This is a genomic window from Bradyrhizobium sp. UBA2491 (genome assembly GCF_002341725.1).
GTDB lineage: Bacteria > Pseudomonadota > Alphaproteobacteria > Rhizobiales > Xanthobacteraceae > Bradyrhizobium.
On the sequence record NZ_DDOP01000036.1, the window covers coordinates 13288 to 27436 of the forward strand.

The 14149-nt window shown below is 65.8% G+C and carries 12 protein-coding genes and 1 pseudogene; 2 read left to right on the forward strand and 11 right to left on the reverse strand.

All coding sequences use genetic code 11. The features are described from left to right. Window positions 1–51: 51 nt before the first annotated feature. From B2W55_RS10475 to B2W55_RS10515, 9 genes are all read right to left on the reverse strand, one after another. A complete protein-coding gene (locus B2W55_RS10475) occupies window positions 52–1143 on the reverse strand; it encodes a sensor histidine kinase (RefSeq protein ID WP_024578455.1) in 1092 nt (363 codons plus the stop codon). After that, a complete protein-coding gene (locus B2W55_RS10480) occupies window positions 1140–1580 on the reverse strand; it encodes a response regulator (protein ID WP_024578454.1) in 441 nt (146 codons plus the stop codon). The genes B2W55_RS10475 and B2W55_RS10480 overlap by 4 nt, the downstream gene beginning before the upstream one ends. Beyond that, window positions 1577–3106 (reverse strand): sensor histidine kinase, encoded by a 1530-nt coding sequence (locus tag B2W55_RS10485; protein WP_029878692.1) that lies wholly within the window; start codon window positions 3104–3106, stop codon window positions 1577–1579. The genes B2W55_RS10480 and B2W55_RS10485 overlap by 4 nt, the downstream gene beginning before the upstream one ends. 100 nt (window positions 3107–3206) lie before the next feature. Next, entirely contained in the window at window positions 3207–4565 is a 1359-nt protein-coding gene (gene accC, locus B2W55_RS10490; RefSeq protein ID WP_024578452.1) for an acetyl-CoA carboxylase biotin carboxylase subunit, read from the reverse strand. Window positions 4566–4589: 24 nt separating this feature from the next. Beyond that, entirely contained in the window at window positions 4590–5084 is a 495-nt protein-coding gene (gene accB / locus B2W55_RS10495) for an acetyl-CoA carboxylase biotin carboxyl carrier protein (RefSeq protein ID WP_024578451.1), read from the reverse strand. 52 nt (window positions 5085–5136) lie between these two features. After that, window positions 5137–5610, reverse strand: a complete 474-nt coding sequence (aroQ, locus tag B2W55_RS10500) for a type II 3-dehydroquinate dehydratase (RefSeq protein WP_024578450.1) — start codon at window positions 5608–5610, stop codon at window positions 5137–5139. 319 nt (window positions 5611–5929) lie between these two features. Next, window positions 5930–6673: a DUF1236 domain-containing protein gene (locus B2W55_RS10505; protein WP_024578449.1), complete on the reverse strand. Its 744-nt coding sequence runs from the start codon at window positions 6671–6673 to the stop codon at window positions 5930–5932. A 266-nt stretch (window positions 6674–6939) separates the two neighbouring features. Then, window positions 6940–7707, reverse strand: coding sequence for a DsbA family protein (locus tag B2W55_RS10510; protein WP_024578448.1), 768 nt, complete (start codon window positions 7705–7707; stop codon window positions 6940–6942). An 86-nt stretch (window positions 7708–7793) separates the two neighbouring features. Continuing rightward, window positions 7794–9200 carry a M48 family metalloprotease gene (locus tag B2W55_RS10515; RefSeq protein WP_024578447.1) on the reverse strand — a complete coding sequence of 469 codons (1407 nt, stop codon included), beginning with the start codon at window positions 9198–9200 and terminating at the stop codon, window positions 7794–7796. Between the two features lie 242 nt (window positions 9201–9442). On the opposite strand from B2W55_RS10515, the gene B2W55_RS10520 reads away from it, so the two are divergent. After that, window positions 9443–10630, forward strand: coding sequence for a pyridoxal phosphate-dependent aminotransferase (locus B2W55_RS10520; protein WP_024578446.1), 1188 nt, complete (start codon window positions 9443–9445; stop codon window positions 10628–10630). 183 nt (window positions 10631–10813) lie between these two features. Next, window positions 10814–12148: a dicarboxylate/amino acid:cation symporter gene (locus B2W55_RS10525; RefSeq protein WP_024578445.1), complete on the forward strand. Its 1335-nt coding sequence runs from the start codon at window positions 10814–10816 to the stop codon at window positions 12146–12148. Window positions 12149–12276: 128 nt separating this feature from the next. Here the strand turns inward: B2W55_RS10525 and B2W55_RS10530 are convergent, their stop codons facing one another. Both B2W55_RS10530 and B2W55_RS10535 read right to left on the reverse strand, forming a co-directional pair. Then, entirely contained in the window at window positions 12277–13509 is a 1233-nt protein-coding gene (locus B2W55_RS10530; RefSeq protein ID WP_024578444.1) for an NAD(P)/FAD-dependent oxidoreductase, read from the reverse strand. Between the two features lie 97 nt (window positions 13510–13606). Then, window positions 13607–14149: pseudogene (locus tag B2W55_RS10535) on the reverse strand (ribonuclease E/G); the annotation flags it as partial.

Here is a 14149-nt window from a genome sequence, read left to right on the forward strand (position 1 = left end):
CCCTGGTTAAGCCGAACGCGAAAAATCGATCAATCGACGGTCGGCAATGGGCTAATTTGCTGCGGCGCTGGTCGATTTCGCCGGCACCGGGCTGACGCGGGCGAACCGTACCACGAAGCGGGTGCCCTTGTGGGCCGGGTCGCGCTCGACGCTGGCGTCGAGCTTGGCGGCCATCGCCGCGACGATGCGCTGGCCCATGCCGGTGCCGCGCGGGTCGGTCTTGTCGGAGAAACCGACGCCTTCGTCGCTGATCGCAAGCAGCAGATCGTCGGCCTCCGGCTTCAGCTCGACATGGATCGGACCGGCGCCGTCGGGATAGGCGTACTTCACGGCATTCATCACCAGCTCGTTGACGATGATGCCGATCGCGACCGCGCGGTCGGGATCGATCTCGACCGCGGCGGCCTTCAGCGTCAGCCGCGACATCTTGTTGCCTTCGGCCGATCGCCTGAGATCCTCGAGCAGCGCCTCGAGATACTGGTTGAGCATCACGGTCTTGAAGTCGTGCGACGTATAGAGGCGGCGGTGCACCTGCGCGACGGCGGCGACGCGGCCCATGGCGTTGGTGAGCGCCGCCTTGACGTCCTTCTGGTTGGCGGAATTGGCCTGCAGATGCAGCAGCGATGCGATGATCTGCAACGAATTGCCGACGCGATGGTTGACCTCGCGGAGCAGCACCTCGCGCTCGGCGGCGAGCGCGGCGTAGCGGTCGCGCGAGGCGTGCACCTCGGCCTCGGCCTCGTCGCGCGCCCTCTGGATCGCGGCGCGCTTGATCGCGCCGTTGACCGCGACCTGGAGCAGGGGGATGAATTCGCCGCGGACATCCTTGACCAGATAGTCCGCCGCGCCGGCCTTCAGCGCGGTGACGGCGATCGCCGAATCCTGCGAGGCGGTGACGAACACCACCGGCGGCGTATCCGGGATCTTGAGGATCTGCTCCAGCGTCTCCAGCCCGTCGAGGCCGGGCATGTACTGGTCGAGCGCGACGACGTCGATGCCGCCCTGGGCGAGCCGGTCGAGGCCTTCCTGGCCGCTCGCGGCATGCACGACCTTGTAGCCCGCGCGCGTCAGCCCGCGGTCGACCAGGCGCGCCAGCGCCGCGTCGTCGTCGATATAGAGCAGTGTCGGCGTTGCGCTGGTCATATCGAGGCTGGCGGCACCTGAATCACGGAAAAGAACAGGCCAAGCTGGCGGATGGCGTTGGCGAAGCTTTCGTAGTTCACCGGCTTGGTGATGTAGACGTTGCAACCGAGTTCGTAGCAACGCTTGATCTCCTGACTGTCGTCGGTGGTGGTCAGCACGACCACCGGCGTCGACTTGAGATACTTGTTCTCCTTGACCCGCTTCAGGATATCGATGCCGGTCATGTCAGGCAGATTGAGATCAAGCAGGATGAGCAGAGCGTGGCCCTTGCGCTCGACCGCGGTGCCATCCTTGCCGAACAGATAGTTCACGGCCTCTGTACCGTTGGTGAACGGGATGATCTCATTGTTGACACCCGAGCGCCGGATATTCCGCTCAATCAGGCGGGCATGGCCCTCATCGTCCTCGATCATGATGATGGTGACTGGATCGCTCATGACTCTTTGTCCCGGTTCTTGCCTGACCATTTGATGGGCAGCGTGATCGTGAATGTGCTGCCGTTATGAAGTTCCGATGCTACCGACATGGTGCCTCCCAGTCTGCGCACAAGTGCGCGGACGTGGGCTAGCCCGATGCCCTGACCGGGCTTGTCCTGGGTTCCGGCGCGGCGGAACAGATCGAAAATGCGCTGGTGGTCCTTTGGATCGATGCCACGGCCATTGTCGGTGATCTCGAAGATCGCGAAGCCGAGCTTGGTGCGGCCCTCGACCGAGATCTCGCCGGGCACTCCGTCCTTGAGGTATTTGAGCGCGTTGTCGATCAGGTTGGAAAAGATCTGCTCCAGCGCCAGGCGGTCGCTGACGACATTCGGCAACGCGCCGATCTGGATGGTCGCGTCGGCCTCGGACGCCTGGTGGGCCACCGTCTTGACGATGCCGTCGATCAGCTCGCGAAGGTCGATCCGCTCCGGCTTGAATTCGCGGCGGCCCTCACGCGTGAGATTGAGGATCGCGGTGATCAGGCGGTCCATCTTGGCGATCGACGATTTGATGAAGCCGAGCGATTCGTTGAAATCGTCGGATAACCGCTTGTCGGAGCCTTCGAGCTCGGGCTCGGCCACGTCGGTCGCGTCTTCGGGCATCGCCGGCGCGAGCGACGCGGTGCGATTCAGGGTGGCGATGCGCTTGAAGATGTCGCCGCGCAATTCCTCCAGTTCGCTGGTGAAGCCCATGATGTTGACCAGTGGCGAGCGCAGGTCGTGGCTGACGATGTAGGCGAAGCGCTGGATCTCCTCGTTGGCCTCGCGCAGGTCGGCCGTGCGTTCGTCGACGATGGTTTCGAGATTGGCGTTGTTGTCGCGCAGGTTGGCCTCGGCCTCGTCGCGCGCCCGGGAGGATTGCCGGAGCAGCACGACCGAGAGCGCGGCGAGCGCCAGCACCAGGCAGGAGCCGGCGATGGTGACCGAGGAGGCCAGCACCTGGGTCCTGTCCGCGGTCGCGGTGCGCGTCGCCAGCAGGCGATCCTCTTCGCTGCGCATGTCGCGGCCGATCCGGGCGATCGCCTCCAGAGCGTCCGACGACGTGCCCTTGCGCAGGATGTCGATGCTGGTCGCGGCGTCGTTGTTCTTGACCCGCTCGATGCTGAGCGCGAATTCGGCCAGCCGTTGCTCGACGGCGGACTTGAGCTTCGCGGCATTGGCGATCTGGGCCGGATTGTCGACGGTCATCGTCTGGAGATGGCTGAGCGCGGCCGGGAGCCCTGCCGCTGCCGACTGGTACTCGGACAGGTATTGTGGTGCTGACGTCAGCAGATAGGCCCGGGTCGCGCTTTCGGCGCGCCGGACGTCAAGCAGCAGGTTGGCAACCTGGCTCTCGACCTCGACCGTGTGGACCACCCAGGCATTGTCCTCGCGCGCCTTGTTGACCAGCAGGACCGATGCCACGCTGATCGCGACCAGCACGAAAAATCCCGCCGAGAGCAGCAGGATCTGCAACGTGGAGCGGCGTCGTGAAACCTGGGTCACGACGGTCTCGTTACGGAAGCGGGATTCAACGCGTCCCCGTGGAAAGCCAATAACCCTACAATACGTTCGAAAAGGGCGCCGGGTTCCACCAGGTTCCGAACTATTTTGCGGTGTCGGAGGGCTGGCCGGCGAGATACTGCTCCAGCCAATGGATGTGGTAGTCGCCCTCGATGATGTCGGGCTCGCGCACCAGGGCGCGGAACAGCGGCAGCGTGGTCTCGATGCCGTCGACCACCATCTCGTCGAGTGCCCGGCGCAGCCGCATCAGGCATTCGCCGCGGGTCTTGCCGTGCACGATCAGCTTGCCGACCAGCGAGTCGTAATAGGGCGGGATCACATAGCCCTGATAGACGGCGGAATCGATCCGCACGCCGAGACCGCCCGGCGGATGGAATTGGGTGATCCGTCCGGGCGAGGGGCGGAAGGTCTGCGGGTTCTCCGCATTGATGCGGCACTCGATGGCGTGGCCGATGATTGCGATGTCGCTCTGCTTGGCCGGCAATTCGCCGCCGGCGGCGATCCGGATCTGCTCCAGCACCAGATCGATATCAGTGATGCTTTCGGTGACGGGATGCTCGACCTGGATGCGGGTGTTCATCTCGATGAAATAGAACTCGCCTTCCTCGTAGAGGAATTCGATGGTGCCGACGCCGAGATATTTCATGTCCCGCATCGCCTTGGCGCAGGTCTCGCCGATCCTGGCGCGGGCGGCGGCCGCGAGCACGGGCGAGGGGCCTTCTTCCCAGACCTTCTGGTGCCGGCGCTGCAGCGAGCAGTCGCGCTCGCCGAGATGGATGGCGCCACCGCGGCCGTCGCCGAGGATCTGGATCTCGATGTGGCGCGGCTTCTGGAGGTACTTTTCCAGATAGACCGAAGCGTCGCCGAATGCCGACCGCGCCTCGTTGGCCGCGGTCGAGAGCGCGAGCGCGAGGTCGGCCTCGGTGTGCGCGACCTTCATGCCGCGGCCACCGCCGCCGGCCGCCGCCTTCACCAGCACCGGGAAGCCGATCTCCTTGCCGATGGCGAGCGCGTCCGCCTCCGAGGTCACCGCGCCGTCGGAGCCGGGGACCACGGGAATGCCGAGGCGCTTGGCGGTCTTCTTGGCCTCGATCTTGTCGCCCATCAGGCGGATATGCTCGGCCTTCGGTCCGATGAAGCCCAGATTGTGGTCGGCGAGGATCTCGGCGAAGCGCGCATTCTCGGACAGGAAGCCGTAGCCGGGATGCACGGCGTCGGCGCCGGTGATCTCGCAGGCCGCCAGCAGGGCCGGCACGTTGAGATAGGAATCCTTCGACGGCGGCGGGCCGATGCAGACGCTCTCGTCGGCGAGCCGCACATGCATGGCGTCGGCGTCGGCGGTGGAATGCACCGCGACCGTCGAGATGCCGAGCTCCTTGCAGGCGCGCAGCACCCGCAGCGCGATCTCGCCGCGATTGGCTATGAGGATCTTGTCGAACATCGCAGCGCCTGGTGTTGCCGGAAGCTATTCAATGATGACGAGCGGCTCGCCGAATTCGACCGGCTGGCCGTCCTCGACGAGAATCTGCGTCACGGTGCCGGCGCGCGGCGACGGGATCTGGTTCATCGTCTTCATCGCCTCGATGATCAGAAGCGTCTGCCCGGCCGTGACCTTGGTGCCGACTTCGACGAACGGCTTGGCGCCCGGCTCGGGTGCCCAATAGGCGGTACCGACCATCGGCGAGGGCACGGCGCCCGGGTGCTTTGCGAGGTCGGTCGCGGCGGCGGCAGGCACCGCCACTGCGGCCGGCGCGGCGACGGCATGCACGGCCGTCGGCACCGAGGCCGCGATGCTGATGTTGCGGGCGACCCGGACGCGAAGGCCGGCGCGTTCGATCTCGATCTCGGTAAGGTTGGTCTCAGCAAGCAGAAGGGCGAGCTCGCGGATGAGGACGCTGTCGTCGCTCTTGGAGTCGCTCTTGGATTTTGCGGCTGGTTTGTCGTCTGGCTGGCGCGCCATGTTGTTTGATCCGAAATCTCTGTCTGGTGACGGGGAACGTCAGGATTGACGATTAAGTCTTTGCCTTTGCATCGATCTTGGCACCGATTTTGGTGGCAAGGCCGATCATCGCGAGGCGGTAGCCGTCGATGCCGAAACCGCAAAGTGACGCGAAGGCGGCTTTAGCAGTGAACGAGTGGTCCCGGAAGCTCTCGCGGGCGTGGATGTTGCTGACGTGAACCTCGACGGCGGGGATTTTCACCGCGACCAGCGCGTCATGCAGTGCGATCGAGGTATGAGAGTAGCCGCCGGCGTTGATGATGATGCCGGCCGCTTTCTTGGCATGAGCCTCGTGGATGAAATCGATCAGCTCGCCCTCGCGGTTGGACTGCCGGCAGTCGGCGGTCAGTCCGAACTGGCGCGCAGTGTCCGCGCACAGCTTCTCGACGTCGGCGAGGGTGGCATGGCCGTAGGTCTCCGGCTCGCGCGTCCCCAGCAGGTTGAGGTTCGGGCCGTTCAGCACATAGATCGTTCCGGCAGCAGCCATTCCAGAGTTCCGGCCAAAGGTTCCGATAGGGGTTCCGACAAGGGGTGGAGTGGGCCGGGTTATAGGTAACAACCGGCCGCAGGGGAAGCCTTTAGGTGAAATCGGAACGTCTTCAACGGCTTCCTCTACCCCATCAGGTGGCTGGCGTAACCCGCAGAAATTGCTTGATTAACCAAGTCTCACGGAAGCCGCTTCGGGTTGCGCCCCCGGGCCGCCATCCACCGGCGTTTGCGGATGTGGCGAACGCAAGACCCCGCCCTCGGGGGCGGGGTCGAGAGTGGGTGAGGGCACGCATTGGCGCCCTCGCGTAGAGGCCATGCTAGCCCTCGATGATGTAGACGATCTCGTGGGTCTCCGGCTGCACGATGATGTAGCGGCCGTGGACCAGGATGAACTCGTAGCCACGCCACTGCGGATAGATCGTCACGACCCGCTCCGGCACCGGGTAGAAGTGCACCTCGGTCGGGACGCGGGTGCCGACCGCCACGTTGAAGTTCACATTGGTGACTTCGGTGACGTGCTCCGACTTGATCGCGGTCGTGATCTCGGTGCGCTTCTCGGCCGGCGGAGCCGCGGTGGCCGAGGTTGCGGCGTTACCGGTCGTGGTCTGCGTGCGGCTGGTGTCGTTGGTCTGCGCGCGGTTGGTGTCGGTCGGGTTCTTGGTCTGGGCGTTCTGGTTGGTCGGGGCGCCGCTCTTGTCACGACCCTCGGCTTTCATGCTGCCGTTCTTGTCGTGACTCTCGGCTTTCATGTCCTTCGCGCTGTCCTTGGCGCCCTTGGTCGCATCGTTCTCCGAGCGCATGCTCTTCGACTTCTGCGTATCGTCCTGTGCGCCCTTGGTGGCCGGGCCGGACTTCTCGGATTCGGCGCCCTTCATGCCGCCCGTATCGTGCTGCATCGTGCCCGACGACGCGCCACCCGACGGCGCGGAGTGCTGCATGGCCGCGCCACCGCCGGCCGCCGGCGATTCCTTGCTTGCGCCGCCCGCGCCCTGCGCATTGGCAAGGCCGGTGCCGGCGATCAGGGCCGCCGCGGCGACAGAAATCAGAAATCGGTTAGACATCGTAGTCCTCCTCATGTGTCAGCATTGCCCGCGCCGACAACGAGGGATCATGTGCGATGTTCCTGTCGATTTCCGGTTCCTCGCAGTTTGTTTCGTGAATGCGGGATGAACGCGAAAGTGCTTCAACCACAGGCCCAATCGAACTCCAAGCTCGCGAGATCGAGCTCCCCATGCGGCCGGTGCGGAGTAGGTGCGGCGATCGCAATAAAAAATCCGGCTGCATGGCAGCCGGATTTCGCTGAGTGAACGGATGTGCCTGGAAGCGATCAGCAGGTCGCCTTGCCGCAGCGGGCGATGCCGATCTTTTCCTTGAGGTTGTCGACACCGACCGCGCCGATCACGACCTGCTTGCCGATCACGTAGCTCGGCGTGCCGTTCATGCCCATGGATTCGGCGAGGCGGAAGTTCTCCTCGATGGTCGCCTTCACCTCGGGGCTCGCCATGTCCTTCTCGAGCCTCGTCATGTCGAGACCAACGTCCTTGGCGACCGCCAGCGCGCGCGCCTTGTCGGCGGCGCCGCGGCCGCCCAGCAGCTTCTGGTGAAACTCGAGATACTTCTTGCCGGTCGGATCCTGCATGCGTACGGCGACCGCGACCTGCGCGGCCTCGACCGAACCCTGGCTCAGCACCGGGAATTCCTTCAGCACCACCTTCAGCTTCGGATCCGACTTCATCAGGTCCATCATGTCGGACATCGCGCGCTTGCAGTAGCCGCAATTGTAATCGAAGAACTCGACGAAGGTGACGTCGCCGTCCTTGTTGCCGAGCACGACGCCGCGCGGCGAGTTGAAGATGGTGTCGGCGTTCTTGGCAACGCTCTGCTCATGCTTCTCGGCTTCGGCCGCGGCCTGCCGCTTGCTCAGTTCGTTCATCGCCTCCTCGAGCACCTCCGGATGCGCGATCAGGTAACTGCGCACGATGGTCTCGATGTCGCCGCGCTGGGTGTCGGTGAAGCTCTGCGCGGACGCGGTGAGCGGCGCGGCGCAAACGCCGAGCGCGAGCAGGGCAGGGGCAAGAAATCGAAGCGCTGGCATGGCAAAATCCTTGTTCGAGGTGGCCCAAAATACGGCGAGGCCGTGGGCCGGTTTCGGTGATCGTTGTATGGAACTACGGTTTATTTCTAGTTGTTTTTCTGACCCGGCATGGGCTTGGCGCTCACAATGTCGTCAGCTTTGACCCAGCCGGGCGTGCCGATCGCGAATCGTGTCTTGGCGCGCGACGCGAGTTCGCGGGCGGTCTTGGTGTCGCCGCGCAGATAGGCCGCCTGCGCCGAGGCGAGATCGGCCTGGGCATAGTCACCCTTGCGGCCATAGGCCATCGCGAGCTGGGTGTAGCCGAGCGGCGCCTCGGGCTCGCGCGCCACCGCGGCGCGCAGCATGTTGATCGCCTCGTCGGTGAAGGCCTTGTTGTCGGAGGCGACCATCGCCTGGCCGAGCAGCATCTCGATCAGCGGCGCGTTGCTGGAGAGCTGCACGGCGCGGCGCAGCGGTGCGATGGCCTCCGCCGGCCGGCCGCCCTCGAGCAGCGCCTGGCCGCGCAGTTCGTAGAAATAGGGATTGTTGGGCTGCACCTGGATCAAGCCGTCGATCTGCGCGATCGCCGAACGCAGATCGCCGTGCAGATAGGTCGTGATCGCGCGGGCATAGCGCGCCGGCAGGCTGGTGTTGGACAGTGGATAGCGGCGATAGACCGTGTCCTGCCGCTCCATGAAGCCCGAGATCTTGGCGCGCATCATGTCGTGACGCAGTTGCAGCGCCGGATCGTCCTTCTTGTCCCAATAGGGGCTGGAGCGCGCCAGGTCTTGCAGCGCGGAGACGCGGTCGACCGGCATCGGGTGCGACTGGAGATACGGATCGGCGCCGCGCGAGGCGAACAGGCTCTCGTCGGTGAAGCGCTTGAACGTCTCGTACATCCCCTTGGCGGACTGTCCGGTGGCGGTGAGGAATTTGACGCCGGCGCGGTCGGCGTTCTCCTCCTGCTGGCGCTGATAGGACAACAGCGTGCGCTGGATCACCGATTGCGGTGCCGAGATCGCCGCGGCGCCCGCGCTGGAGAGGCCGTTGCCGCCGCTGCGGCCGCCGGCACCTGCGGCGAGTGCGCCGACGCCGAGCAGCATCGCGATGATCATCTGGGTCTGGGCCTGCGCCAGCTGCTCGCGCATCTTGGCGAGATGGCCGCCAGCCAGATGGCCGGTTTCGTGCGCCAGCACGCCGATGATCTGGTTCGGCGTCTCCGATTGCAGCAGCGCGCCGTAATTGACGAAGATGCGACGGCCGTCGGCGACGAAGGCGTTGAACGAGCCGTCGTTGATGATGACGATCTGGATGTTCTGCTTCTCCAGGCCGGCGGCGCGCAGGATCGGCCTGGTGTATTCACGCAGTAACTGCTCGGACTCGGTGTCGCGCAGCACCGGCGGCCCCTTTTGCTGCGCCCGTGCAGGCACGACCGGGCCGATCGCGAGCGCGACCGCGGTCAACAGCGCGGTCAACTTGAACGTTCGGGCGCGAAGCGCGGGGCGGAACAGCATCGGGCGATCTACCGGCGATGGCCGGCGCCATCGAGGCAAACCCCGACCGTCGTCCCGGCTGGATTCGGGGCGCTGCGCAGCCTGTTGTTTTTGCAGTTCTTCTTCACGCGTACCGGGTATTCGCTTGGGGTATTCACTGGGCCTGAAAGCGTTATAAGGAGCCACCGAATGCGGCCAGTCTGGGGCGGCAGAAGGGTAACGGGAACCCGAATTCGGCTGCGGCCGTGCAATAGCAGAAATCCATGCGTGAAGCGACACCGAGAGACCGTTTGAACAGCCTGTTGACAGCGTCCGGGCGGAGCGATGTTCCACCATTCATGGTGATGGACGTGATGGCCGCCGCGGCGCGAATCGAGGCGGCGGGCGGCCATGTCATCCACATGGAGGTCGGGCAGCCCGCGGAGGGCGCGCCGCAGCAGGCGATCGCGGCCGCGCAGGCCGCGCTGACCGGCGGGCGGATCGACTACACCTCCGCACTCGGCATCCCCACGCTGCGCGCGCGCATCGCCCGGCATTACCGGGACACGTATGGTTGCGCGGTCGATGCTGACCGGATCATCGTCACGACCGGCTCGTCGGGCGGGTTCATCCTGGCGTTTCTTGCGATGTTCGAGCCGGGCGACCGGGTCGCGGTCACCGTGCCCGGCTATCCGCCGTACCGGCATATCCTGACCGCGCTCGGCTGCGAGCCGGTGCTGATCGAAACCTCCGGCGACACCCGCCACGCGCTGACCGGGGAGGCGCTGCTGGCGGCCCACCGCAAGGCGCCGCTCAAGGGCGTGCTGGTCGGCAGCCCCGCCAACCCGACCGGCACCATGATGTCGCGCGAGGCGCTGTCGAACCTGATGGCCGCCGCCGACAGTGCCGGCATCCGCTTCATCTCCGACGAAATCTACCACGGGCTCGACTACGCATTCCCCGCGGTGACGGCCGCCGAGCTGTCGCCGAACGCGCTCGTGATCAACTCGTTCTCGAAATACTTCTGCATGACCGGCTGGCGCGTCGGCTGGATGGTGGTGCCCGACGTGCTGGTGCGGCCGATCGAGCGGCTGCAACAGAACCTGTCGATCTCGGTGCCGACCTTGTCGCAGATCGCGGCCGAAGCGGCGTTCGAGGGCCGCGAGGAGATGGAGGCGATCAAGCGCGGTTATCAGGAGAACCGCCGCATCCTGATCGAGGGGCTGCCGAAAGCCGGCCTGACCAAGTTCCTGCCGGCCGACGGCGCGTTCTATCTCTATGCCGACGTCTCCGACTTCACCTCCGACAGCTTTGCCTTCGCCAGCGAGATGCTGGAGAAGGCGCATGTCGCGGCGACCCCCGGCGTCGATTTCGATCCGATCCACGGCCGCGCCTTCATCCGTTTTTCCTATGCACGATCGGCCGCGGAGATGCAGGAAGCAGTTGCGCGGATCGCGCATTGGCTTAAATAGCGCCCACTTCAAGAGCCTTCCGTCTTGCCTGACAGATCGGTCTCGCGGCCCGGCGCCCAACTCGGCGGCGCCGTGCGCGGCAGATCGTCGCGGGCAGGCAGCAAAGCCAACACAGTTCCGGTTTGACTCGAACAGCCAAGTTGATCTTGGCTATTTTCCGCCATTTCTGAGGGGGAGTGACACATGGCAACGGCAACCGTTGCCACGGCTTCACCGGCGTCTGCCGGTAGCAAGCCGTGGTACAAGATTCTCTACATCCAGGTCCTGATCGCGATCGTGCTTGGTGCGCTGGCTGGCGCGTTCTGGCCGACGCTTGCCACCAACGAGTGGATCAAGGCGCTCGGCGACGGCTTCATCAAGCTGATCAAGATGGTGATCGCGCCGATCATCTTCTGCACCGTCGTCTCGGGCATCGCCCATATCCAGGATGCCAAGAAGGTCGGCCGGATCGGCGTCAAGGCGCTGGTCTATTTCGAGGTCGTCTCGACCTTCGCGCTGGTGATCGGATTGCTCGTCGGCAATATCGTGAAGCCCGGCGCGGGCTTCGGCAATGCCGCGGCGAACGCGCAGGCAGTTGCCGGCTACGCCAAGCAGGCGGAGGCGCAGAAGAGCGTCGACTTCGTGCTGCACATCATTCCGGACACCGTGGTCGGCGCCTTCGCGCAGGGCGAGATCCTGCAGGTGCTGCTGTTCTCGGTGCTGTTCGGCTTCGCGATCATGGGGCTCGGCGAGCGCGGCCACACCATCCGCTCGTTCATCGACGACGCTGCGCATGCGGTGTTCGGCGTCATCTCGATCGTGATGCGCGCGGCGCCGATCGGCGCGTTCGGCGCGATGGCCTTCACCATCGGCAAGTTCGGCACCGGCGCGATCCTCAATTTGATGGGGCTGATCGCGACCTTCTATCTGACCGCCGCGCTGTTCGTGTTCGTGGTGCTCGGCATCATCGCGCGCATCGCCGGGTTCTCGATCTTCAGGTTCCTGGCCTACATCAAGGACGAACTCCTGATCGTGCTCGGTACGTCGTCGTCCGAGAGCGCGCTGCCGTCATTGATGGAGAAGCTCGAACGTCTCGGCTGCTCGAAGTCCGTGGTCGGTCTCGTGGTCCCCACGGGCTACTCGTTCAACCTCGACGGCACCAACATCTACATGACGCTGGCGACGCTGTTCATCGCGCAGGCGCTGGGCTACGACCTTTCGTTCAGCCAGCAGCTCACGATCCTGGTCGTGGCGATGCTGACCTCGAAGGGCGCGTCCGGCATCACCGGCGCGGGCTTCATCACGCTGGCGGCGACGCTTGCGGTGGTCGATCCGCGGCTGGTGCCGGGCATGGCGATCGTGCTCGGCATCGACAAGTTCATGAGCGAGTGCCGCGCGCTGACCAATCTGTGCGGCAACGGCGTCGCCTGCGTGATCGTCGCCTGGTGGGAAGGCGAGCTCGATCGCGACAAGCTCAACGCCAATCTCGCGCGGCAGATCGATCCGACCGACATGGAGACCGCGCTGACGACGGACTGATCCGCGTCCGCCGCTAAAGCAGGATGAGTTTGGGTTGAAGCGACTTGACGCGGTCTTGGTTCACCTCTCCCCGCCGGGGAGAGGTGAACCTCCGACGCCGTTCCAGTTCAGCCTGATCTCGTCAGGCGTCAGAAGCGGTCGATCCGATACGGCGAGGTGTCCACCGCGGATGCCTCGCCGTTCATCGTTTCGGCGAGCACCCGTGCCGTCGCAGGGCCGAGCGTGAAGCCCTGATGGCCGTGACCGAAATTGACCCACAGCCCGCGATGGCTCGGCACCGGTCCGAGCACCGGCAGCATGTCGGTGGTGCAGGGGCGGGTGCCGAACCAGGGTTCGGGCTCGACGCGGCTGCCGATCTCGATCAGTTGCCGTGCGGCGGCTTCGGCGTAGCCGAGCTGGATCGGCGTCGCCGGCGCGTCCGGACTGGTCAGCTCCGCGCCGGTGGTGATGCGGATGCCCTTGGCCATCGGCGCCATCGCATAGCCATTGGCGGTGTCGACCAGCGGCAGGTCGAGCGAGCGGCCGCCTTGATAGTGCATGTGGTAGCCGCGCTTGCGCACCAGCGGGATCCGGTACCCGAACTTGCGCAGCAATTGCGGTGACCACGGTCCCAGCGCGACCACGACGCTTGCGGCATCGATCCGACCGCTATTCGTCTCGACCGACCAGCCGGACGTTGTCTCGGTCAGCGTCTGCGCATCGCCGCGCAACAGCGTGCCGCCGAGACGCTCGAACAATCCGGCATAGGCGGAAACCAGACCGCCGGGGTCCGACGCGGTCCACGGCCCGAGCCAGTGGATGGCGCCGGGCAGGTCGTCGCGCAGCAGCGGCTCCGCCTTGGCGAGTTCGCGGCCGTCGAGCACGCGAAACTGCACGCCGAAGTCGCGCCGGTTCTCTTCCGCGACGGCGATCGCCTGCTCCAGCGCCACCGGGTCGCGATGCAGCAGCCGATAGCCGGCGCGGCGGATCAGATTGTCGGCATGCGCATCGCGGATCAGCGTGTCGTGCTCCGCGGTGGCGTGGGCGATCAGGCGTGCCCAGGCGATGGTGGCTTCGCGGTGCCGCTCGGGCGTCGAGTTCCACCAGTAACGCAGCAGCGGACCGGCGTGCTGCGGCAGCGCGGCCAGGCGATAGCGCACGTCGTTGGTACGTCCCATCGCGATCCTGGCGAGGACAGCCGGATCGCGCGGCATCGGGTAGGGCCGCACCGCTTCGCTCTGGATGATGCCGGCGTTGCCGTAACTGGTCTCCCGGCCGGGTTCCTTGCGGTCAACGAGCGTGACCGACCAGCCGCGGCGCTGCAAATGCAGCGCGGTGCTGACGCCCACCATGCCGCCGCCCAGAACGATCGCGCTTTGCATTGACGTCTGTCTCCGTCAGGCTCCGCTTCAGATGAGCGGGTTGCCCGTCCAATGAAAACGCCCGGCGTAAACCGGGCGTTTTGACTTGCAGGGGGTGCTAGTTGCCACCGCCGAAGCGGCGCGACCACCAGCCCTTGCGGGCCGGAGCCTCGGCCGTTGCGGCCGACACCGGCTCCGAGGCTGCCGCCGCCGGTTCGGGGGCAGGGGCCGCTTCCTCGGCCGGGCCCTGAACGAGCGCGGGCGCCGGCGTCTCGGGCTGCGGGCTCGACGCGAAGCTGACCTTCTCGCGCACCGTCGAACGGCGGCGCTGCGCGCGGTCGCCGTCGGCAACGGTGTCCTCGGCGACTGCACTGGCAGCTTCCGCCACAGGTGCCACGACCGTCTCGGCAGGTGCCGCCTCGACCGGGTGCCACTCCGCCGGCTGGGTAACCAATTCGGGCTGTTCCAGCGAAGGCGCCGGCTCGGCATCACGGCCGTCGAAATCGGCGACGGCGTCGGCGGCTTCCGGTGCCGCCGTCGGGCTCAGTTCATCGGAGATCGATCCGGCGAGACCGTCATCCGGTCCGCCAGCGCCGCGGACGCCGTGGCGGCCGCCGCCGGCGCGGCGCTGGCGGACCGGATGACGGTCTCGCCGGATCGG

Coding starts and splice junctions, on each gene's coding strand:
- accB (WP_024578451.1), bottom strand. CDS start 5,084: ATGGCGCGCCAGCCAGACGACAAACCAGCCGCAAAATCCAAGAGCGAC.
- accC (WP_024578452.1), bottom strand. CDS start 4,565: ATGTTCGACAAGATCCTCATAGCCAATCGCGGCGAGATCGCGCTGCGG.
- B2W55_RS10530 (WP_024578444.1), bottom strand. CDS start 13,509: ATGCAAAGCGCGATCGTTCTGGGCGGCGGCATGGTGGGCGTCAGCACC.
- aroQ (WP_024578450.1), bottom strand. CDS start 5,610: ATGGCTGCTGCCGGAACGATCTATGTGCTGAACGGCCCGAACCTCAAC.
- B2W55_RS10525 (WP_024578445.1), top strand. CDS start 10,814: ATGGCAACGGCAACCGTTGCCACGGCTTCACCGGCGTCTGCCGGTAGC.
- B2W55_RS10480 (WP_024578454.1), bottom strand. CDS start 1,580: ATGAGCGATCCAGTCACCATCATCATGATCGAGGACGATGAGGGCCAT.
- B2W55_RS10515 (WP_024578447.1), bottom strand. CDS start 9,200: ATGCTGTTCCGCCCCGCGCTTCGCGCCCGAACGTTCAAGTTGACCGCG.
- B2W55_RS10510 (WP_024578448.1), bottom strand. CDS start 7,707: ATGCCAGCGCTTCGATTTCTTGCCCCTGCCCTGCTCGCGCTCGGCGTT.
- B2W55_RS10520 (WP_024578446.1), top strand. CDS start 9,443: ATGCGTGAAGCGACACCGAGAGACCGTTTGAACAGCCTGTTGACAGCG.
- B2W55_RS10505 (WP_024578449.1), bottom strand. CDS start 6,673: ATGTCTAACCGATTTCTGATTTCTGTCGCCGCGGCGGCCCTGATCGCC.
- B2W55_RS10475 (WP_024578455.1), bottom strand. CDS start 1,143: ATGACCAGCGCAACGCCGACACTGCTCTATATCGACGACGACGCGGCG.